Origin of the sequence: Winogradskyella sp. HaHa_3_26, assembly GCF_019278425.1 — a bacterium.
GTDB lineage: Bacteria > Bacteroidota > Bacteroidia > Flavobacteriales > Flavobacteriaceae > Winogradskyella > Winogradskyella undariae.
The window spans coordinates 1,380,240-1,401,808 of record NZ_CP058981.1; the positions used below are offsets into that span (position 1 = coordinate 1,380,240).

At 33.4% G+C, this 21,569-nt stretch carries 14 protein-coding genes and 1 tRNA gene; 6 read left to right on the plus strand and 9 right to left on the minus strand.

Annotated features, from left to right (window positions below):
• Position 1: 1 nt before the first annotated feature.
• On the minus strand, positions 2-3,244 hold the full coding sequence (locus H0I32_RS05970; RefSeq protein ID WP_179312658.1) for a TAT-variant-translocated molybdopterin oxidoreductase: 3,243 nt from the start codon (positions 3,242-3,244) through the stop codon (positions 2-4).
• A gap of 144 nt (positions 3,245-3,388) precedes the next feature.
• Positions 3,389-4,681 carry a c-type cytochrome gene (locus H0I32_RS05975; RefSeq protein ID WP_179312918.1) on the minus strand — a complete coding sequence of 431 codons (1,293 nt, stop codon included), beginning with the start codon at positions 4,679-4,681 and terminating at the stop codon, positions 3,389-3,391.
• A 295-nt stretch (positions 4,682-4,976) separates the two neighbouring features.
• On the opposite strand from H0I32_RS05975, the gene H0I32_RS05980 reads away from it, so the two are divergent.
• A complete protein-coding gene (locus H0I32_RS05980; protein ID WP_173587052.1) occupies positions 4,977-5,357 on the plus strand; it encodes an SPOR domain-containing protein in 381 nt (126 codons plus the stop codon).
• 74 nt (positions 5,358-5,431) lie between these two features.
• Here the strand turns inward: H0I32_RS05980 and infB are convergent, their stop codons facing one another.
• From infB to rimP, 3 genes are all read right to left on the minus strand, one after another.
• Positions 5,432-8,290 carry a translation initiation factor IF-2 gene (gene infB, locus H0I32_RS05985; protein ID WP_173587051.1) on the minus strand — a complete coding sequence of 953 codons (2,859 nt, stop codon included), beginning with the start codon at positions 8,288-8,290 and terminating at the stop codon, positions 5,432-5,434.
• Positions 8,291-8,477: 187 nt separating this feature from the next.
• Positions 8,478-9,710: a transcription termination factor NusA gene (nusA, locus tag H0I32_RS05990; RefSeq protein ID WP_173587050.1), complete on the minus strand. Its 1,233-nt coding sequence runs from the start codon at positions 9,708-9,710 to the stop codon at positions 8,478-8,480.
• 12 nt (positions 9,711-9,722) lie between these two features.
• Complete coding sequence (rimP, locus tag H0I32_RS05995; RefSeq protein ID WP_173587049.1) at positions 9,723-10,187, minus strand: ribosome assembly cofactor RimP; 465 nt, start codon at positions 10,185-10,187, stop codon at positions 9,723-9,725.
• Positions 10,188-10,345: 158 nt separating this feature from the next.
• Between rimP and H0I32_RS06000 the strand changes: the two genes are divergently transcribed.
• Positions 10,346-11,170 carry a universal stress protein gene (locus H0I32_RS06000; protein WP_179312656.1) on the plus strand — a complete coding sequence of 275 codons (825 nt, stop codon included), beginning with the start codon at positions 10,346-10,348 and terminating at the stop codon, positions 11,168-11,170.
• A gap of 44 nt (positions 11,171-11,214) precedes the next feature.
• Here H0I32_RS06000 and H0I32_RS06005 read toward each other — a convergent pair.
• Positions 11,215-11,287: transfer RNA gene (locus H0I32_RS06005), tRNA-Gln, on the minus strand.
• A 151-nt stretch (positions 11,288-11,438) separates the two neighbouring features.
• Between H0I32_RS06005 and H0I32_RS06010 the strand changes: the two genes are divergently transcribed.
• Positions 11,439-14,849, plus strand: a complete 3,411-nt coding sequence (locus H0I32_RS06010; RefSeq protein ID WP_179312655.1) for a DUF2723 domain-containing protein — start codon at positions 11,439-11,441, stop codon at positions 14,847-14,849.
• A 6-nt stretch (positions 14,850-14,855) separates the two neighbouring features.
• Positions 14,856-15,530: a polysaccharide deacetylase family protein gene (locus H0I32_RS06015; protein WP_173587046.1), complete on the plus strand. Its 675-nt coding sequence runs from the start codon at positions 14,856-14,858 to the stop codon at positions 15,528-15,530.
• A gap of 447 nt (positions 15,531-15,977) precedes the next feature.
• On the opposite strand, the gene H0I32_RS06020 is transcribed toward H0I32_RS06015, so the two are convergent.
• Together H0I32_RS06020 and H0I32_RS06025 are read right to left on the minus strand one after the other, a co-directional pair.
• Entirely contained in the window at positions 15,978-16,274 is a 297-nt protein-coding gene (locus tag H0I32_RS06020) for a thioredoxin family protein (protein ID WP_179312653.1), read from the minus strand.
• A gap of 97 nt (positions 16,275-16,371) precedes the next feature.
• A complete protein-coding gene (locus tag H0I32_RS06025) occupies positions 16,372-17,601 on the minus strand; it encodes a metallophosphoesterase (protein WP_179312651.1) in 1,230 nt (409 codons plus the stop codon).
• Between the two features lie 144 nt (positions 17,602-17,745).
• Between H0I32_RS06025 and H0I32_RS06030 the strand changes: the two genes are divergently transcribed.
• The gene (locus H0I32_RS06030) at positions 17,746-19,419 is read left to right on the plus strand and encodes an MFS transporter (RefSeq protein WP_179312649.1); all 1,674 of its coding nucleotides are present in this window, start codon (positions 17,746-17,748) and stop codon (positions 19,417-19,419) included.
• 98 nt (positions 19,420-19,517) lie between these two features.
• On the opposite strand, the gene H0I32_RS06035 is transcribed toward H0I32_RS06030, so the two are convergent.
• Positions 19,518-20,930 (minus strand): aldehyde dehydrogenase family protein, encoded by a 1,413-nt coding sequence (locus H0I32_RS06035; protein ID WP_173587042.1) that lies wholly within the window; start codon positions 20,928-20,930, stop codon positions 19,518-19,520.
• A 275-nt stretch (positions 20,931-21,205) separates the two neighbouring features.
• Between H0I32_RS06035 and H0I32_RS06040 the strand changes: the two genes are divergently transcribed.
• Entirely contained in the window at positions 21,206-21,475 is a 270-nt protein-coding gene (locus H0I32_RS06040; RefSeq protein WP_173587041.1) for a hypothetical protein, read from the plus strand.
• The last annotated feature ends 94 nt before the right edge of the window (positions 21,476-21,569 follow it).

Here is a 21,569-nt window from a genome sequence, read left to right on the forward strand (position 1 = left end):
TTTACGCTTTTGATGTATTTCTCACTTTTGTATGGTAAAATACGTTAGGTTTTGTTCCAACATATTCTAACAAGTGATACATACGATCATCTTCTTTTAACTCTGCAACTTTACTTTCTTTGTCATTGATATCACCAAATACCATAGCGCCGTTTCCACATGCTGCAGAACAAGCTGTTTGGAATTCTCCATCTTTAACAGGACGTCCATCACGTTTAGCATCAAGAATTGTTTTTTGTGTTTTTTGAATACACATAGAACATTTTTCCATCACACCACGAGATCTAACTACAACGTCTGGGTTTAATACCATACGACCTAAATCGTCATTCATGAAATAATCAAACTCGTCATTTTGGTTATATAAGAACCAGTTAAAACGACGTACTTTATAAGGACAGTTGTTAGCACAGTAACGTGTACCTACACAACGGTTATAAGCCATGTGGTTTTGACCTTGACGACCATGAGCTGTTGCAGCAACAGGACATACAGTTTCACAAGGTGCGTGATTACAATGCTGACACATTACAGGTTGAAATACAACCTGAGGACTATCAGCTGGGTTTTCTAACTCAGCAAATTCACTTAATGAACTACTTAACCCTGAAATATTTTCTTTCTTTTCTAAATCATCTACAAACGTATCTTCTGAAGAATAATAACGATCAATACGCAACCAGTGCATATCTCTACTTCGTCTCATTTCAGACTTACCAACTACAGGTACGTTGTTTTCTGCGTGACATGCTATAACACATGACCCACAACCTGTACAAGCATTTAAATCGATAGATAGGTTAAAGTGATGTCCTACTGAACGATCAAATTCATCCCATAAATCTACATCTGGAGATGTAACAGGAGTTTCTATATGATTAAGAGACACTTCTGGAATTGCATTCCAATGTTTCTTATCTTTAGTATTGAATATCTCTAAGCTAGTTTCTTTTATGATATCTCCACGTCCCATTAAAGTATTATGTAACTGTACACAAGCAAATTCATGCTCACCAGTAGCTTTCTCAATAGTAACGTTTTGTACAGAATTGAAATTTTGGTATAACGGATATGCGTTAACACCTGTTTTCATTTCCTCTTTTAGAGCATTAGATGTTCTACCAAAACCAAATGATAAACCAGCAGAACCTTTAGCTTGTCCTGGTTGAATAAGTACTGGTACTGTAATTGCTTCAGCTCCTTTTACAGAAATCTTAGCATAACTACCATTTAATCCTCCATTAGCAACATTCCAATTTTCTAATCCTAATTTTTCAGCATCTGCTTGAGAAACTGTTAAATAATTATCCCAAGTTGTTCTTGTGATAGGATCAGGAAATTCTTGTAACCAAGGGTTGTTAGCTTGTTGACCATCACCCATACCTGTTTTGGTATAAAGTGATAATTCAAAACCACCTTCTTTAACTGAAGCTGCTAACGCTCTTGCTGCAGCTCCTCCTGTTAAAACAGAAGCTACATCTACACTACCAACCGTAGTTGATGATGTTGAAGTAACATATTGGTCTTTATCTTGATCTTTGATTCCAACACCTACAGCAACGTCATGAATGACACCACCTAAAAATGTTCGATCTTTTTTATCTTGTAATTCCGTTGTAGACGTTGTTGTCGTAGTTGATCCATTAGAACCAAATCCATTTGAACCCGTTACAAAAACACCATCTTGAATTGCTTTATTAAATGAAGCACCATTTAAAACACTTTGAGTCCATACAGATTTTAAATAATCTCTGTAAGAACCAGAAGTATTTGTCCAACTCATTAATACTTCTTGGAATTGTTTTGTATCAAATAATGGACGAATCGTAGGCTGCATCATTGAATAATGACCTGTTTTGATTTCGATATCTCCCCAAGATTCTAAATAATGAGGCGCAGCTGCTATATACTGACAATTAGTTGACGTTTCATCTTGCTTCATTGAGAAAGCAATAGATAAATCTGTCTTAGCTAATCCTTCTTTAAAATCAGCAGCATTTGGTAAAGTATATAATGGATTAACACCATTCATAATAATCGCTCCTACTTTACCAGCCTTCATATCGGCTACTAATTGAGAAACGGCTTTATCGTTACCTTGTCTTGTCTTAATTGTTGTTTTAGGATCAAAAGCTTTACTTTTTAAATGCTCATTAATCTCTAAAACTGTAGTTTGTGCATTTACATCTTGAATACCTGTAAGCACAACTGCATTGCTACCTGCTAAACTTAACTCTTTAGCAGCAGCTTTAACCGCTGTATCTAAAGCTTCAGGTAGAGCGCCTGGTAAAGCAACACCAGTAACATAACTATATAATTTAGCTAATACTAATTTTTGTTGACTAGGTGTTAATGGCACACGTTTATCAGCATTGGCACCAGCAAGAGACATGTTAGATTCAAACTGAATATGTCTAGACATTTTACCATTTGCAGGCACACGCTTTTTAGCATAATCAGACTCAAATCCACCACCTTGCCAATCCCCTAAGAAATCAGCTCCGATAGAAACAATAGTCATTGCTTTAGAGAAATCGTAATTAGCCATTCCTCTAGAACCGTATTTGGCTTGATAAGCATCTAATGTTGCAGATTCTGAAACAGCATCATAAGCCACATGACTTACATTACCATATTTAGATTTAAATTCTGCAATTAATTTATTTGTTGAAGGACTAGGCATTGATTGTGTTAAAAGAACAATCGCTTTACCATTAAGTCCATTTAATTTCGAAGTCGTTTCAGACATGAAAGTGTCCCAAGAAATCTTAGACTCACCTTTCATTGGTGATTTAACCCTTAGACTATCATACAATCCTAAAACTGAAGCATTAACTCTAGCGTTTGCTGTTCCGTTTGTAGCAGCATCCGTGTTGTTTTCAATTTTAATTGGTCGCCCTTCTCTAGTCTTTACTAAAACACTAGCAAAATCAAAACCATCTGCAATAGTAGTTGCATAATAATTAGCAACACCAGGAATAATCTCTGTTGGTTGAACTATATAAGGTATTGATTTGATCACCGGTCCTTCACATGCTGCTAAAGAAGCTGCTGCTGTACTGAAACCAACGTATTTTAAGAAATCACGACGCGATGTAGACGAAGACTCTAAAGACTCTTTATCTCCTAAAAATTCGTCTGTAGGAATCTCTTCCACAAATTCATTCTGTTGAAGCGCCTCAACAATAGAGCTATTTTCGTTTAGCTCTTCAACACTTTTCCAGTATTTCTTGTTTGATGACATAGTGTTTATTTATAATTTTCGATTTGTGAATTAAGATTTACAGTTATTAAACTTAAACCCATTCAATCTAAATATTTAATTTTTAAACTTATTATTTTCTCTTTTTAAGAGATTCTCACTTTACAGAGATAATCACTTAATGTATTAGTAATGACACTTACCACATTCTAAACCACCCATCTGTGCTACCGTTAATTGGTCAACACCATATTTTTTAGATAGTTGTTCGTGAATTTTAGTATAATACTCGTTATCCTTAACCTTTACATTAGTTTCTCTGTGACAGTTAATACACCATCCCATTGTTAAAGGAGCATTTTGATACATAACTTCCATTTCCTCTACAGGACCATGACAAGTTTGACATTCGATACCTCCAACTGAAACGTGTTGCGAGTGATTAAAGTAAGCAAAATCTGGTAAATTATGAATACGAATCCATTTAACTGGTTTGGACTCGCCAGTATATCCTGTTCCATCCCAACCTACAGCTTCATATAATTTCTGAATTTCAGAATTATAATCAACACCATACTCATTACCTTCAGCTAAAGTTTCTGGTGCCACTTCAGATATTGATTTATGACAATTCATACAAACATTTAACGAAGGAATACCTGATGTCTTACTAACTCTTGCAGATGAGTGACAATATTTACAATCAATACCGTTATCACCAGCATGTATTCTATGTGAATAATGAATTGGCTGAACAGGTTCGTAACCTTGATCTACACCAACCTGCATTAAATATCCATAAACAAAATATCCACTTGCTAATAAAAAGACAATTGTAGTTACTAAAACTAAGAATTGATTTTGAGCAAAAGCTTTCCATAATGGTGTTCTTTTCTCTTTCTCAGTTACAACACTAATACCCTTAACTTCCGCAAAACGATTTAATGTACGATTCACTACAACTAAAGCCATCGCTAATAAAGCAAACAATAAAGCAAGAGCTCCAAGAATTAAATCATTAGAAACACCTCCTTGTTGTGTAGCTTCTCCTGCTCCGGTATTACTTTCAACAACAACAGGCTCCGGTTTAGGAGCTGCCGTATAAGCTAAGATATCAGAAATATCTTGATCACTTAATTGAGGAAATGGAGTCATTTGTGTTCCGTTGTGCTCATTGTATACTTTGTTAGCATAAGCATCACCAGATTTAACTAACGCAGAACTATTTCTAATCCATGACGACAACCACACTCGGTCTAAACCTTCATCATCAGAAAGTCTTGTTTCAACATTTCTTAAAGCAGGCCCGGTCATAGGTGCATCTAATTTATGACAAGCAGCACAATTTGAATTAAAAAGTGACTTCCCATTAACTGGATCACCTTCTTGAGCCATAAGAGAGGTTGAAAACGTAAGCAATAGAAAAAGACAAAGACGAGACATCTTTGAGGTTAAACTACAGTAAATCACCTGTTTCATATTATAATTTGGATTATCTTCTAAACTTTGGTACGATTTTTTCATTAAAAATGAAAAATGTTATTTGTAAAAAACTCTCGCAAAAGTAACATTTAAAGTGAGTATTGAAAATCTAAATTAGCTGTTAACAGCTAATTTATACCAATTCTAAATAAAGTGTTTTAAAATTTTAGCTAAGAATATTCGTTAGATATATCGATTACCTGAAATGCAATTAATTACAAATTAAATGAGTTTTAAAAAAAATTATTTATGTTAATTCGAATACTATACCTTTGTAAAATAATTATACCCTATGAAATTAAAAAGTAAATCTATAGCAACATTAATTACAGGCTTTGGTCTTTGTCTAGCATTAAATGCCCAACAAGGTGTAGTAAATGTAAGTCAAGATAGTGATATTGATAAATTACTAGCTTATAAGAAAGACACAAAAACAACTAAGGTTTATAAAATACAAGTCTATCAAGATGTAGATATTGATAAAGCCCGACGTGAGAAATCAAACTTCTTAAATCAATACAATGAGTGGCCGGTAGAAATAGTTTGGAACACGCCTAATTATAAGGTTTGGGTTGGTAACTTTTCTAAACGTTTAGAAGCTGACCGTGCATGGGCTAAAATTAAAGAGAAATACATGTATGCTATTATCTTTCAACCTAAGAGTGACGATTAAATTATTAGCTCATTAAAGACCATAAAAAAACCGACAATTACTTGTCGGTTTTTTTTATTTATAAGAAGTTGATATTACTTCAACTTTTTCTTTACTTCTACTTCTTGGAATGCTTCTATAACATCACCTTCTTGGATATCGTTATAGCCTTTAATTTGCATACCACAATCGTATCCTTTAGCGACTTCTCTTACATCATCTTTAAATCGTTTTAAAGCTTCTAGAGTTCCCATATGAACAACGACACCATCTCTAATAATTCTAATACCAGAATTTCTAAAGATTTTACCATTCATTACCATACAACCTGCAATGTTACCAACTTTAGATACTTTAAATATTTCTCTAATTTCAGCAGTACCCGTAATCTCTTCTTTAACTTCAGGGGATAACATACCTTCCATTGCATCTTTAAGATCATTAATCGCTGCATAAATAATAGAATAAGTTCTGATATCAATTTCTTCTTTATCAGCAATCATTCTTGCATTACCTACAGGACGAACATTAAATCCGACAATAATAGCATCTGAAGCCGTTGCTAATAACACATCACTTTCTGTAATGGCACCAACGCCTTTATGTATAATATTAACTTGAATTTCTTCAGTTGATAATTTCTGGAATGAATCTGTTAACGCTTCAACAGAACCATCAACATCACCTTTAAGAATTATATTCAATTCTTGGAAATCACCAAGAGCAATACGTCTTCCAATTTCATCAAGTGTAATATGACGTTGAGTTCTTACAGACTGCTCACGTTGTAATTGTGCACGTTTCGTTGCAATTTGTTTCGCTTCACGCTCATCTGCAAAGACATTAAACTTATCACCTGCTTGAGGTGCTCCGTCTAAACCTAATATTGATACAGGAGTTGCAGGACCAGCTTCTTTTACATCTTGTCCTCGCTCATCTTGCATAGCTTTTACTTTACCACTGTTCTTACCAGCTAAAACGTAATCACCAACTTTTAATGTACCAGCTTGTACTAAAATTGTTGATACATAACCTCTACCTTTATCTAAGTAAGCTTCAACTACTGTTCCGCTTGCTGCTTTATTAGGGTTGGCTTTTAATTCTAAAAGTTCTGCTTCTAATAATACTTTTTCAAGTAAATCTTTAACACCTGTTCCTTTTTTAGCAGAGATATCATGAGATTGAATTTTACCACCCCAATCTTCTACTAATAAATTCATTTGTGCCAATTGCTCTTTTACCTTTTCTGGGTTAGCATCTGGCTTATCAATTTTGTTAATTGCAAATACGATTGGTACTCCTGCAGCTTGTGCATGAGAAATCGCTTCTTTTGTTTGAGGCATTATAGCATCATCCGCAGCAACAACAATAATTGCAATATCTGTAACTTGAGCACCACGAGCACGCATCGCTGTAAAGGCTTCGTGACCTGGTGTATCTAAGAATGCTATTTTTTGACCACTCTCTAATTGTACACCATAAGCACCAATGTGCTGTGTAATACCTCCAGATTCACCTGCAATAACATTTTCTTTACGTATATAATCTAATAAAGATGTTTTACCATGATCTACGTGACCCATTACGGTTACAATAGGAGCTCTTTCGATTAAATCTTTTGGATCGTCTTCTACAACCACAATTGATTCTTCAATATCTGCTTTGATAAATTCTACATCAAAACCAAATTCTTCAGCAACAATAGTTAAAGTTTCAGCATCTAATCTTTGGTTCATGGTAACCATCATACCTAAAGACATACATGCAGAAATCACTTGCGTAACTCCAACTTCCATCATCGTAGCCATTTCACTTACTGTAACAAATTCAGTAACCTTAATGGTTTTACTTTCTGCAGCTGCAATTTCTTGATCAATTTCTGTTTGTTGACGGTGATGATCTCTTTTATCTCTACGATATTTTGCTCCTTTACCTTTATTAGACTTCCCTTGAAGTTTTTCTAAAGTTTCACGGATCTGTTTTTGAACATCCTCTTCAGTTGGTTCTGTCTTAACCACTTTAGGTCTTGCAGCATTACCACCTCTTCCTTTAGGTCCACCACCTCTTCTATTATCGAATTTAGGCTTATTGTTAGTTGTTGTAGTGTCACCTGTTTTACTAATTCTACGTCTTTTACGTTTATTAGCATCACCTGGTTTAGCTGTTTCAACTTTTTTCTTCTTCGGTTTATTAAATTGAGATAAATCAATTTTTTTACCTGTTGTAGTTGGACCTGAAAGTTTTTGATATTTAGTCTTTATCGTTTCTTCTACAGGTTCAGTTGGAGTTGAAGGTTTATCTTCCTTCTTAGCAACAACTCTTGGTTCTGGTCTTGCAGATTGCGCAACTTTATCAAGATTAGTTACTCTTGGTTTAGGCTTAACCTCTTCTACCTTTTCTTTCTTCTCTACTTTTGGCTCAACCTTTTCTACCTTAGCAACCTCCTCTGCTTTAGGAGTCTCTTTTGGTTTTTCTGGTTCTTTAGCCTCAACCTTAGGAACCTCAGCTTTTACCTCTGGTATTTCTACTTTCGGTGTTTCCGCTTTTGGAGTTTCCTTAACTTCTGGAGTTTTAGGAGCTTCTTCCTTTACAGTTTTAGACTTATTATCTAAGTCTATTTTACCAACTTGCTTAGGACCACTTAACTCAGCTTTAGCTTTAACCACTGCATCTCTTTCAGCCTTTTGCTTTTGCTTTTCCTCAATTTCGCGTTCTCTTTGTTCGCGAAGCTCTTCTTTTTCCTTAAGTTTAGCTTCACTTACTTCTTGAGCTTTTTCACGCTTAGATGCATCTGTCTGAAATTCACCAGAAAGCGTGTTATAAACCTCTTGCGAAATTTTAGTATTAGGACTTTTCTCAATTTCCACACCTTTGGATTCTAAAAAATCCACTGCGCGATCTATTGAGATATTCAGTTCTCTTAATACTTTATTTAATCTTGTTGTTTGAGCCATAAATTGCCTGTAAAATACTTAAATATATTATATACTAATTATATATAAAAAAGTTAATAAAATATTTTTTGCTTTTGTAAAAGTAAAAAACATCATTTTATTAAAAGTCAATTATAAATAAAAATTAGTATGGTACCAATGCAATTTCAAAATGTATTGACTAAATCATTTCAAAATTACGCTGATATTATTCTTCAAATTCTTCTCTTAGAATCCTTAAGACATCTAAGATTGTTTCTTCTTCTAAATCTGTACGCTTCACTAAATCCTTAACATCTTGTTCTAAGATACTTTTTGCTGTATCTAATCCTGCCTTGCTAAATTCAGAGATTACCCAGCCTTCAATTTCATCAGAGAATTCTTTTAATTCTACATCTTCTTCTGCACCTTCTCTAAAGACATCAATTTCGTAACCTGTTAATTGACCTGCTAAACGTATATTGTGACCTCCTCTACCAATCGCTTTAGAAACCTCTTCTGGTTTCAATAAAACCTCAGCTCTCATGTTTTCTTCATCTAATTTAAGAGAAGTTACTCTTGCTGGGCTTAATGCTCTTGTTACAAAAAGTTGAACATTATTTGTGTAATTAATTACATCGATATTTTCGTTTCCTAACTCACGTACTATACCATGAATTCTAGAACCTTTCATACCAACACAAGCTCCAACTGGGTCAATTCTGTCGTCATAAGAATCTACTGCAACTTTTGCTTTTTCACCAGGGATACGCACAACTTTTTTAACGGTGATTAAACCATCAAAAACTTCTGGAATTTCCTGTTCAAATAATTTTTCTAAAAACAATGGTGATGTTCTAGACATCACAATTGCTGGTTTACTTCCTTTTAATTCAACACTTTCAATAATTCCTCTTACATTTTCTCCTTTTCTGAAAAAATCTGAAGGTATCTGTTTGTCTTTTGGAAGTATAATTTCATTTCCTTCATCATCTAACAAAATAATTGCTCTATGACGAATGTGGTGAACTTCTGCTGTATATATTTCGCCTTCTAATTCCTTAAATTGCTTGTATATATTTGTATTATCATGTTCATGAATCTTAGAAATTAAGTTTTGTCTCAATGCTAAGATAGAACGTCTACCTAAATCAATCAACTTCACTTCTTCGGCAACATCTTCACCAACTTCAAAGTCAGGCTCTATTTTCTGAGCTTCTGATAATTCAATTTCTTGGTTAGGCTCTTCAACTTCTCCATCTGAAACAACGATACGGTTTCTCCAAATCTCTAAATCCCCTTTATCTGGATTTATAATAATATCAAAATTATCGTCATCACCATACTTCTTCTTCAATGCATTACGTAATACATCTTCAAGAATTGCCATTAGCGTAACTCTATCTATTGATTTGTCGTCTTTGAATTCTGAAAATGAATCAATTAACGCTATATTCTCCATGATTGATATGAATTAAAATTTTATTTTAACTTTTGCTTCTTTAATATTGTTGAAAGCAACCACTACTGTTTTTGTAACTGTTACTTTCCCTTTCCCAATGGGCTTAGGCTCTCTTGCCTTCCAACTTAAAACCACGTTATCATCATTTACTTCGGTAAGTTCACCTTCTAAATTTTGATTATCGATAGTTTTAATCTCTAAATTTCTACCAACATGCTTATCATATTGTCTTGGCAAAATTAATGGACTTGCAGCACCAGAAGAAAGTACTTCTAAAGAAAAATCGTGTTCTTCTCTATCTATATTATTCTCAATAGCTCTGCTAATAAACATACAGTCCTCTACTAACACACCATTATCACCGTCTATTACAATTTTTACAGCATTATCTGCTGAGTAAGAAAAGTCTATTAAGAACAAATCCTCTCTCTCATCTAACGCACTTTGTAATAAGTCTTCTACTATTTTCTTTAACATTTCTTAATATAAAAAGAGAGGACTTTTCGTCCTCTCGCTTATTTATTTTAGTAAATAACGGTGCAAATATACGATATTATATTCACTTACCCAAGCGATATAATATTCATTTATTTTATTAACTTTAAAGAGACTAAGTAAACTAAAACACAACAACTATGAAAAGAATACTCGTACCGACTGATTTTTCAGTGCAAGCGGAAAACGCATTAAAAGTTGCCGCTATGATTGCAAAAATGAACGATGCAGAAATTTATTTACTGCATATGATGGAAATTCCGATGCAACAAACAGACCCCGGAAAAGCCAAAAGCATAATTCCTGAAACTTTATTTTTTATGAATTTAGCGCGTAAAAAATTTGAAACCATCAAAAATCAAGATTATTTAAAAGGTATTAAAGTACACGAAACCGTAAAAGAAGATATTACTTTTAATGAAGTAAAAGATTCTTGTGATGAATTTAATATCGACTTAATTGTCATGGGCTCGCACGGCACCTCAGGAATTATGGACATGTTTGTAGGATCTAATACAGAAAAAGTAGTTCGTTCTTCCGAAACACCTGTTCTAGTAATAAAAAATGAACATCAAAACTTTAATGTATCTGATTTTATATTTGCATCAGATTTTCAAAACGACAATAAAGAAACCTACAAACAAGCTGTAAAATTCGCAGAGATATTTAATGCGAAAATCCACCTATTACTCGTTATCACACCAAATAGCTTTATGACAACATATGAAGCAAAATCAAGAATCACCAACTTCATATCTAGTCAATCATTTAAAAACTACAGCACAACCATACACAATGATTTCTCCGTTGAACAAGGCATACTAAACGTTTCTAAAGACATAAATGCTGACCTTATTGGCATTAGCACACACGGAAGACAAGGTATAGCACATTTTTTTAATAGCAGCATCAGTGAAGACATCGTAAATAACGCTAACAGACCTGTAATTACCTTTAAGATATAAACCAAAAAAATTCCTAATCAGTGCTGATTAGGAATTAATTTTTGTTGGCCCACTAGGTTTCGAACCTAGACTCTTCTGTACCAAAAACAGATGTGTTGCCAGTTACACCATGGGCCAATCTCTTATTTGAGGGTGCAAATTTAATACAAACTTTTAGTTTGACAAAATAAAAATTGATTTTTTTTCAAAAAACTTAACGTTAACTTAAAAACGTCATGTTTTAGCTAATAATTAGTAAATTCGCCAGCATTATTAAGCAAGGTTTTTCATGACAGATTTTAACTTTAAAAAGTGGAACAACATCTTAGGATGGATTGTTTTTGCCGTAGCATGCGTCGTATATGCACTTACTATAGAACCAACCGTTAGTTTTTGGGATGCTGGTGAGTATATTTTAACCTCTTCTAAATTACAAGTAGGGCATCCACCAGGAGCACCATTGTTTCAAATGTTTGGTGCGTTTTTCTCTATGTTTGCTTTAGAACCTTCTCAAATTGGGATGATTATGAACATGATGAGTGGTGTTGCAAGTGCATTTACCATTCTTTTTATGTTTTGGACTATAACTTTACTACTTGTAAAGCTTACCAAATACAATGAAGATAAAGATACAAGTAAAGCCTATGCTATTTTAGGAAGTGCTTTAGTAGGAAGTTTAGCTTTTACATTTACAGACTCTTTTTGGTTTAATGCTGTAGAAACTGAAGTTTATGCCATGGCGACTTTAATAATGGCTGTTTTATTTTATTTAGGTCTGCGTTGGGAACAAGATATGAATAAGCCTCGTGGTAACCGTTGGCTTATATTAATTTCTTTTGTAATTGGATTATCTTTCGGTGTTCACTTTATGGGATTATTAACGATCCCTGCAATTGGCTTACTTTACTATTTTAAGAATTACAAGACTATAACTGTTAAGAATTTTATTATTGCAAATATTGCTTCTGCAGCAATTTTGCTTTTTATATTTAAATTTTTACTTCCTTCAGCATTAAAACTCTTTGGTTACTTAGAAGTGTTTTTTGTAAATTCTATTGGATTGCCATTTAATTCTGGCACTATTATCACAGGTATTATGGTAATAGCCTTGTTTTATTTCGGATTAAATTATACCATAAAAAAAGGCTTCAAACATGCCAATACATTAGTACTTTGCTTAATGTTTATATTTATTGGTTTCTCTTCTTGGATGATGTTACCTATACGTGCTAATGCTAATGTGGTTATTAATGAAAATAATCCTTCAGATGCACGAGAGTTATTAGCTTATTATAACTTAGAACAATATCCTGAAACACATTTATTCTACGGACCATTTTTCACAGAAGCTTATTCTGGTGCAGATAAAGACGAACCGTTTATAGACGACAAAAAGAATTACGAGCGTGATGATGAAGCAGGGAAATATGTCATTATTAACGATTGGGAAAAAAGTAAGCAAAACTACAATCACGAGCACGCTGCTATTTTACCTAGAATGTGGAGTTCTGAACATGCAGAAAACTACATGATGTTTACAGGTTTGATTGACTTTAAGGTTGACCCTACCATACAAACAAATGCCTATAATGAAGCTATGAACGCTGGTTTATCAGAAGAACAATCAAGTCAGTATGCGTTAGGTGAAAAACAACAAATTGACCAACTTGTTAATGACTTTAGAATGCGAGTTGCCAATGGCGAAATTGACTATGAAGGTTACAATCAGTTTTTAAAACGTTATGGTCAACAGTATTTAATTATTGAGAAACCATCCTTTGCGGATAACATTGTTTACATGTTTCAATATCAATTTGGTTACATGTATTGGCGTTATTTTATGTGGAATTTCACAGGACGTCAAGACGATATACAAGGTAGATACACCTATAAAAACGGTAACTGGATTTCTGGAATATCTTCTATTGATGAATTACATTTAGGGATATCTCAAGATAATTTACCTACTGATGTTACTGAAAACAAATCTAGAAACACCTATTACTTCTTACCTTTACTATTAGGACTAGCAGGTTTCTTTTTCTTAATGCAATCAGACTTAAAACGTTTTTGGGTATTATTAGTCTTCTTTTTACTGACTGGTATTGCTATACAATTCTACACCAATGTAAGGCCTTTTGAGCCAAGGGAACGCGATTACTCTGTTGTAGGTTCGTTCTATGTCTTTGCCATTTGGATTGGCTTTGGTGTTTATGCCATTTACGATCTTTTAAAGAAGACTATTAAAACAAAATTACTTGCTCCTGCCCTTACTTTAGTTTGCTTAATTATTGTCCCTGGAGTTTTAGCTGCAAATAACTGGGATGATCATGATCGTTCTGGTAAATACACTACAAACTCAATGGCTCGTAAATATTTGGAGTCTTGCGCACCAAATGCAATATTATTTACCATTGGAGATAATGATACTTTCCCATTATGGTATTTACAAGAAATTGAAGGTGTACGTACGGATGTTAGAGTGGTTAATACAAGTTTATTTCAAACAGATTGGTATATCGATCAAATGAAACGTAAAGCTTACGATAGTGACCCTATCCCTTCACAATTAACACACAACCAATATCGTGGTGAAGCTAGAGATGTTATTGCGTATAAAGAAATCAGTGCAAAAATTGCTAAAGACACCTTAGACATTAGACAGTTTATGGACTTTGTGGCAAGTGAAAAACCAAATACTAAGGTTAAGTTCGCTGTTGAAGCTCAAGGAGACGACCCTAGTCGCTACCCTAAACACTTATTAAATTCTAACTATTATCCAACACGTAATATTAGTATTCCTGTAAATAAGGAAACCGTTCTTAAGAACGGAATTGTAAAAGCAAAAGATGCAGATAAAATTGTAGGTAATCTTTACACACAAGTTAGCGGTAGCTACATCTACAAAAACCGTCTTTTAATGTTAGATATATTAGCTAACAATAATTGGGAACGCCCTATTTATTTTACAGGAGGTGCTTTTGGAGCTGAAGATTACGTTTGGTTAAAAGATTACTTACAGCTTGATGGAATGTGTTACAAACTTGTTCCTATTAAAACATCGGTTGACAAAGCGAATCCATATGATATGGGACGTGTAGATCCAGATCTTATGTACGATATGGTGAAGAACTGGAAATGGGGAGGTAGTGGTGAAGACATTTACTACGATATTGAAACCAGAAGAAATGGTATAACTTATAGAGGTAATTTAGCACGATTAATAGAACAGTTAATTAATGATAACGAACTAGATAAGGCTGAAGAAATTGCAGACATTGCAATGGAAAAAATGCCTGTTGATAAATTTGGTTTTTACTCGTTACTTGAACCTTATGTAAGTGCTTATTACGAAATAGGAAACATAGAAAAAGGACGTGCACTGTATAAAGATGTAGCTAAAAAATACCAAGAAAATCTGGTTTATTATAGTGGACTTTCAATAGAAAATCAAGATCAATTAGTTGGTGAAGATATCTATATGGATATACAACGCTACAGATCATTAATTGACATTCTTGTTATTTATAATGACAAAGAGTTTGCGCTTCAGGAAACGAAAACTTTTAATAGTTATCTAAGTTTATTTGATGAACTGATGAACCGTTACAGTGAAGACACATTACCAGAAGCACCAAATGATATTGATATTATGGAATCAATTAAAGATACCATTGACAAAATTGCGCCTAAAAATTAGAATAGCATGAAGATTATTCCAGTTAAAATACCCAACATTGTAAAAACATTGTTACCTAATTTTACCTGGAATATCAACACGCTTCATAAAGAACTCTATTTAACTTTTGATGACGGCCCAACTCCTGAAATTACAGACTGGGTACTTTCTCAATTAAAAACATACAAGGCAAAGGCCACCTTCTTTTGTATAGGAAATAATATAGAAAAGCATCCTGATATTTTTCAGAAGGTTATAAAAGAGGGTCATAGCGTTGGAAACCACACTTACAATCATTTAAAAGGTTGGAAAAGTAAAACGGAACATTACCTAGAAGATGTTGAAAAAACACAACTTTTAATCAACTCTAACAAAGCTAAAATTGTAATTAATAAATTAGAATCTAATCCTTCTAATTTAAAATTATTTAGACCTCCTTACGGAAAGTTCAAGCCAAAGCAAAGTAAACAGATTAGGAAATTAGGCTATAAAATTGTTTTATGGGAAGTCTTACCCTTCGATTGGGACAAATCTGTTTCCGAAGAAACCTGTCTTAAAAACATTACTTCAACAGCAAAACAAGGCAGCATTATTGTTTTACATGATAGCGTTAAAGCTTCACGAAATTTAAAATATGTACTCCCAAGGGTTTTGGAGTATTATAGTAAGAGAGGGTATTGTTTCAAAGCTATTACCTCTTAAAAGACTTAAGGTTAAGCAGGAAAACAGCAGTTCTCCTAAAAGAAACCAGTCAACATTTCTACAAAATTCGACTTTTTAAATTATGATTTACTTTGTGATTTGTATTTAAATTAAGTCATTAGAGTATTAACCTATGTTTAATACAAACCATACACTATGCATACACTAACCATATAACATCTATAGTTTATCTGTTAACCATCTATTGATCTGGTCTAAAACAGCTATACTGGTTATTAAATAAATGATATTATTTTATTGGATTCCTGCTTTCGCAAGAATGACAAAAGTGCGGAGTTTCTCTTTTGATAGGAATAAGTGTCTGGAGTTTTTTAATTGTTTTTCATTTAGCAAAAAAAGAGGATTTATTTATGATTAGAAACCGCTTGGAGAGAAGGGGCTCTTTTAATGTGGACTCATGATTTCTCAGGAATGATAAAGTGCTATTTAGATATATTCTTGAATAACATCTATTATAGCATTCGCATTTTGAACACCACTATGCCTCCATTTCATTTCGCCATCTTTATATATAACTAGAGTAGGCAAGCTTTTAACACGAAGTGCTTCAGTAAGTTCCATGTTTTTATTAATATCAATTTTAATGACTTTAACTTTATCTCCTAATACAGCCGCCACATCTCTAAGTATAGGATGCATAGCTGAAGATTCAACATTCCCTTCCGTGTAAAAGTCTAAAAGAACAGGAATTTGACCATCTATTAATTCTCCAAATTTCGACATACGTTATGGTTTTAGTTAAATTGATACTGTAGACTGAGCTTAATAAACAGCTATAAGTTACAGTATCCTTTATATAAAAGTAAGCAATTCTTTACAATTAAGCGTTTTTCGGTCCTTTTTTGAGCTCAATCACGGTGATTTCTGGCCAAATACCAACACGTCCAGGATATCCTAAATACCCAAACCCTCTATTAACATTAATATGTTGATTTAACTCAGTATAAATACCAGCCCAATGTTTATAACGCCATTTCGCAGGACTCCATTTAATCCAACCCGGAATTTCTATTCCAAATTGCATTCCATGCGTGTGACCGCTCAACGTTAAATGGTAATGATAAGGATCATTGAGTACTTTAGCTTCCCAATGACTTGGATCGTGACTCATTAATATTTTAAAATCATCAGACTGTATTTCTGATGCGGCTTTAGTTAAATCTCCAGCTTTTTTAAAACCTCCTTTACCCCAATTTTCAACACCTACTAGCGCTAATCGTTGTCCGTCTTTTTCGAGATATCGACTTTCATTCAACAATAAATCAAAGCCAATTTCTTTTTGAATCGCTTTTAAATCTTCAAGATTTTGATGTTTCGCTTCAGGTGAATTCCAATCGACATAATCACCATAATCGTGATTTCCTAAAACAGAAAACTTACCGTCTTTAGCCTTTAATCTTCCGAAGGTATCTTTCCAAGGCAGCATTTCGGACGCTTTATTATTCACCATATCACCGGTAAATAACAACACATCTGAAGCTTGTTCATTTATAAGATCTATAGCATATTCAATCTTACTTTTATCATCAAAACTCCCTGAATGTATATCACTAATCTGAGTAATTCTATAACCATGAAAAGCCTCGGGTAAATCATCAAAATGTAACGTATAGTTAAGGACTCTAAAATTATATTTCCCTTTATACATGCCATACAAAAGCGAACCAAATGGTATGGCAGCTAAACCTAAAGCCACCTGACTCACAAATTTACGACGCGATGGTAAATGAAATTCATCTTTCCTAACCACCACTTTATCATAAAGCCCTATAATTCCTCTAATAATATCTTCGCCAAACAAAAATGGAATAAGTACTATATTGAAAGCCATGAAAGTCAATAAAAACCCGAATGCAAAACTTTTAGGTGGCGTTAATACGCGTCCTTCATTGCCCGAAGTAAATTGAAAAATAAAATTACCTACCACTACAATGGCAACAGCAAAAAACAGGTAATAAACCCAAGTTTGTTTAGTAACTGTTCTTATAGCTTGAAAACCATAAACCGTTAATATCAAAAATAATAGAGCAAAAAGTATCCAACGAATCATCTTGTTTATTTGAATTGACAAAATTAAGTATCTCAAAAATGACTTATCTTATGAAACTGTTAAAGGTTTAATTCGTAAATTTCAATTCAATTTTTTGAATTTTATTTCTAAACCACAAATACACTAAACTAACAATTTTATAAAATGAGTGATAATCAAAATAACAAATCGGCATTAGCCACCCTATGTACGGTTTTCTTTTTCTGGGGATTTATAGCTGCATCAAACAGTGTTTTTATTCCTTTTTGTAAAACTTATTTTAATATTGATCAGTTTCAGTCACAGTTGGTAGATTTTGCTTTTTACGGCGCTTATTACATTGGTGCACTTTCTCTTTTTGTTATGTCGAGTGCCATAAAACGAGACATCTTAAATAACTGGGGCTATAAAAATGGTATTGTTTACGGTTTACTTCTTTCTGCCATTGGTGCCTTTGTTATGTTTCCTGTTACTGCAGGAGCAGAACAAGGACAAACCGGAGTTTTCTATTTGGTACTTATCGCCTTCTTTATTGTTGCTCTTGGATTTTCATTACAACAAACCGCTGCTAATCCTTTTACTGTAGCACTTGGTGACCCAAAAACAGGATCTCATCGCTTAAACTTAACAGGCGGTATTAACTCTTTTGGAACAACCATAGGACCTATCGTTGTCAGTCTAGCCATTTTTGGTACGGCTTCTTGGTCTACAGATCAATTGGCCGAAAAAATTAATTCGAATGAAATCACATTAGTAACCGTTCAGGTTTTATACATGTGCGTTGGCGCCTTATTTTTAATCGCCGCAGGCCTGTTTCATTTTTCAAAAAAACTTCCGGCATTAAAATCTGATACCGCTTTTGAACCCGCTAATAAAGCTAGAAACTTATTACTTTTATTAACTTTAGTCATCATTAGTTGTTTTGGTTATATTTTTAGCACTTATGCTGGTGACACAGTGGCGACTGATGCGTTAGAACACACACGATTACTTATTTTATTCATTGCCCTTTTTGCTGTTATAGCTACCGTTTTTATAGCTAACACAAGAGCCTCTAAAAATCCAGAAGGTTGGGGCGCTATGAAATACCCACAACTCGTTTTAGGGATGCTCGCTATATTTACCTATGTTGGTGTAGAAGTTACTACAGGAAGTAATCTTGGTGAACTTTTAAAACAAAGTTTTGAAGACACAGGATTAAACTCCCTTGGTCTACCTGTTTTAAATGATTCGGAATTAGGAAAGTATATTTCTCTTTATTGGGGTGGACTTATGATAGGAAGATGGGTTGGTGCTATTACTGTTTTTAACCCAAGTAAAGGCTTGAAGAAAGTCCTTTTAATTATAGTTCCATATGTAGCTTTTGGCGTTATCATTTTAGCCAACTTAGTCAAATACAGTTTTACGCTTAATGAAATTCTCTTTTTCGGAATTTGTATCGCCGTACAAATTGGCGGCTTTTTATTCGCAAAAGACAACCCTGTTAAGACTTTAAAAACATTTAGCACATTGGGTGTATTAGCCATGCTAATAGGACTGTTTTCTTCTGGAAACATTGCTTTATTCGCTTTCTTATCTGGTGGATTATGTTGTTCTATAATGTGGCCATGTATTTTCACCTTAAGCATTGCTGGTTTAGGAAAATACACCTCTCAAGGTTCTGCTTTTTTAATTATGATGATTTTAGGAGGAGCTATTATTCCACCATTACAAGGGAAGTTAGCAGATGTCTTTACCATTCAATCCTCATATTGGATGGCTGTAGCTTGTTTTGCTTATTTATTATTTTATGCTTTTAGAGCTAAAACAATTTTGGATAAACAAGGTGTTACGTACTAGTTGAATTTTTATTCTAATAAAACATCTTGAATAAAAAAATTGCTCTTAAGTATTTGTAATCCTTAAGAGCAATTTTAATCTAGCTTAACTAACAAAGACTAGAACCATTTAATAGTCAACCTTGTTAGCTTTTCCTTAAACCCTGTATAAGGAGGGAATAACAATTCAGTTACACCAAAAGTATTTTGTTTCATTATAGCACGTTCATTGCTAAAAGATTTAAATCCATGAAACCCATGACTCTTACCAATTCCGCTATTGTTAACACCACCAAAAGGTAACTCGTGATTGGCATAATGCAGCACACTATTATTAATACAAGTTCCGCCTGCTCTGGTATTATTTATAATTTTATTCGTGTTAGTTTTACTCTTGCTATAAATATAGAGTGCTAATGGTTGTGGTTTTGAGTTGATATAAGCAATCGCAATATCTAAACTGTTATAAGTTACAATTGGTAATATAGGACCAAAAATTTCTTCCTCTAATAGTTTAGCTTCAGGTTTTAAATCTGAAATTATAGTCGGTGCTATATATTTTGAAGCGCTATCGGTATTGCCACCAACTTCAAACTTCGCATTTAATGCTTTTGCATTTTCCAAATAAGAATTTAAACGCTCAAAATGCTTATCTGTAACTATTCTACCATAAGATTCAGATACTTGTGGATTGTCCTTATAAAAAGCATCTATCCATTTCTTACAAGCTGTTATAAATTGAGATTTAATACTTTCATCTATTAAAACATAATCTGGAGACACACAGATTTGACCTGTGTTTAAAAACTTAGCCCACATTATTTTCTTAGCTGCTTTATCAATATTCGCCGTTTTATCTATTATCGTTGGTGACTTCCCTCCTAACTCTAAAGTTACGGATGCTAAATGTTGAGATGCAGCTTTCATAACGATCTTCCCAACGTTTGGAGAACCGGTAAAAAAGATATGATTAAATGGTAATTTTAATAATTGAGTAGATACCTCAACTTCACCTTGCACTACTGCAACTTCATCTTCAGAAAAGATTGCAGCAACAATTTTAGACATCAAATCTGATGCATTTGGCGTCATCTCCGAAGGTTTTATAATTACAGTATTTCCTGCTGCAATTGCTGAGACTAGCGGTCCAAATGTAAGATTAAAAGGAAAATTCCATGGCGAAATAATTAAACAAACCCCTTTTGGCTCATACTTTATATAAGAATTAGACCCCAATAAAGACATTGGTGTTTCTACGTTTTGTTTTCGCATCCATTGGTGCAAATGCTTTTTAGCATATTTTATATCACCTATAATAGCATAGATCTCTGTAAGCTCGGTTTCTAATACTGGCTTCCCTAAATCTTTATGTAAAGCGTCTTGAATTTCTGTTCTGTAAGTGACTTCAATAGCATATTGAAGTTTATTTAAAGTTTCAATACGGGTTTTATAACTTTGGTTTCCAATTGCATACTGATTTTGATGCTGCTTTGAGAACACTTCAAAATAAGGGTTATTATTAAAATCTTTCATAATTAAAAGCTATTTATACGTACTTCAATCTTAATTTATGTATTTCATCGATACGATTTATAAAAAGGTGTTTTTAAACTTAAAAATGATTGTGTTTATCTTAGAAACTAACGTTTTAAAAGGGCTAACAATAGAAACCATGTATTTCAACGTGTTTTTTTACGAGCAATTTCCTTTTAACCGTTTATCGATTGTTTTTATCTAAAAATTATAACTACACTCAGAATGTTACGTTTCTTTGACTTGAAGTTAAACAAATATAACCTCTTACTATTATGAAAAACGGTTTAATCATCTTATTCTTTTTAACAATGTCTTTTACAGGATTCGCTCAACAAGACGTTATTGTTAACAATGAAACTGAAGTTGTTGAAACCGCTAAAACAATTAAATCTGAAACTTCAGAAGCTACAAGTGCTAGTGTTTCTGCTGAAGTGAAAGCTAAAGTTTTAAAAATAAATCGTAAGAAAAGTAACGAAATTATCAGTATTAAAGCTTACAGAAAGAGTCTTCAAATTAAAGTTAAGACTATAAAAACCTGTTAAGCCTCCAAACATTACGCTATTAATCATTTATAAGAAAGTCGAAACTTACGTTTCGGCTTTTTTTTATCTAAAAATTGAGAATATAGAATCTTAA

Excerpts from the sequence above, each read along its gene's own strand:
- H0I32_RS05970 (WP_179312658.1), bottom strand. The coding sequence starts at position 3,244 with ATGTCATCAAACAAGAAATACTGGAAAAGTGTTGAAGAGCTAAACGAA.
- H0I32_RS05975 (WP_179312918.1), bottom strand. The coding sequence starts at position 4,681 with ATGAAACAGGTGATTTACTGTAGTTTAACCTCAAAGATGTCTCGTCTT.
- H0I32_RS05980 (WP_173587052.1), top strand. The coding sequence starts at position 4,977 with ATGAAATTAAAAAGTAAATCTATAGCAACATTAATTACAGGCTTTGGT.
- infB (WP_173587051.1), bottom strand. The coding sequence starts at position 8,290 with ATGGCTCAAACAACAAGATTAAATAAAGTATTAAGAGAACTGAATATC.
- nusA (WP_173587050.1), bottom strand. The coding sequence starts at position 9,710 with ATGGAGAATATAGCGTTAATTGATTCATTTTCAGAATTCAAAGACGAC.
- rimP (WP_173587049.1), bottom strand. The coding sequence starts at position 10,187 with ATGTTAAAGAAAATAGTAGAAGACTTATTACAAAGTGCGTTAGATGAG.
- H0I32_RS06000 (WP_179312656.1), top strand. The coding sequence starts at position 10,346 with ATGAAAAGAATACTCGTACCGACTGATTTTTCAGTGCAAGCGGAAAAC.
- H0I32_RS06010 (WP_179312655.1), top strand. The coding sequence starts at position 11,439 with ATGACAGATTTTAACTTTAAAAAGTGGAACAACATCTTAGGATGGATT.
- H0I32_RS06015 (WP_173587046.1), top strand. The coding sequence starts at position 14,856 with ATGAAGATTATTCCAGTTAAAATACCCAACATTGTAAAAACATTGTTA.
- H0I32_RS06020 (WP_179312653.1), bottom strand. The coding sequence starts at position 16,274 with ATGTCGAAATTTGGAGAATTAATAGATGGTCAAATTCCTGTTCTTTTA.
- H0I32_RS06025 (WP_179312651.1), bottom strand. The coding sequence starts at position 17,601 with ATGATTCGTTGGATACTTTTTGCTCTATTATTTTTGATATTAACGGTT.
- H0I32_RS06030 (WP_179312649.1), top strand. The coding sequence starts at position 17,746 with ATGAGTGATAATCAAAATAACAAATCGGCATTAGCCACCCTATGTACG.
- H0I32_RS06035 (WP_173587042.1), bottom strand. The coding sequence starts at position 20,930 with ATGAAAGATTTTAATAATAACCCTTATTTTGAAGTGTTCTCAAAGCAG.
- H0I32_RS06040 (WP_173587041.1), top strand. The coding sequence starts at position 21,206 with ATGAAAAACGGTTTAATCATCTTATTCTTTTTAACAATGTCTTTTACA.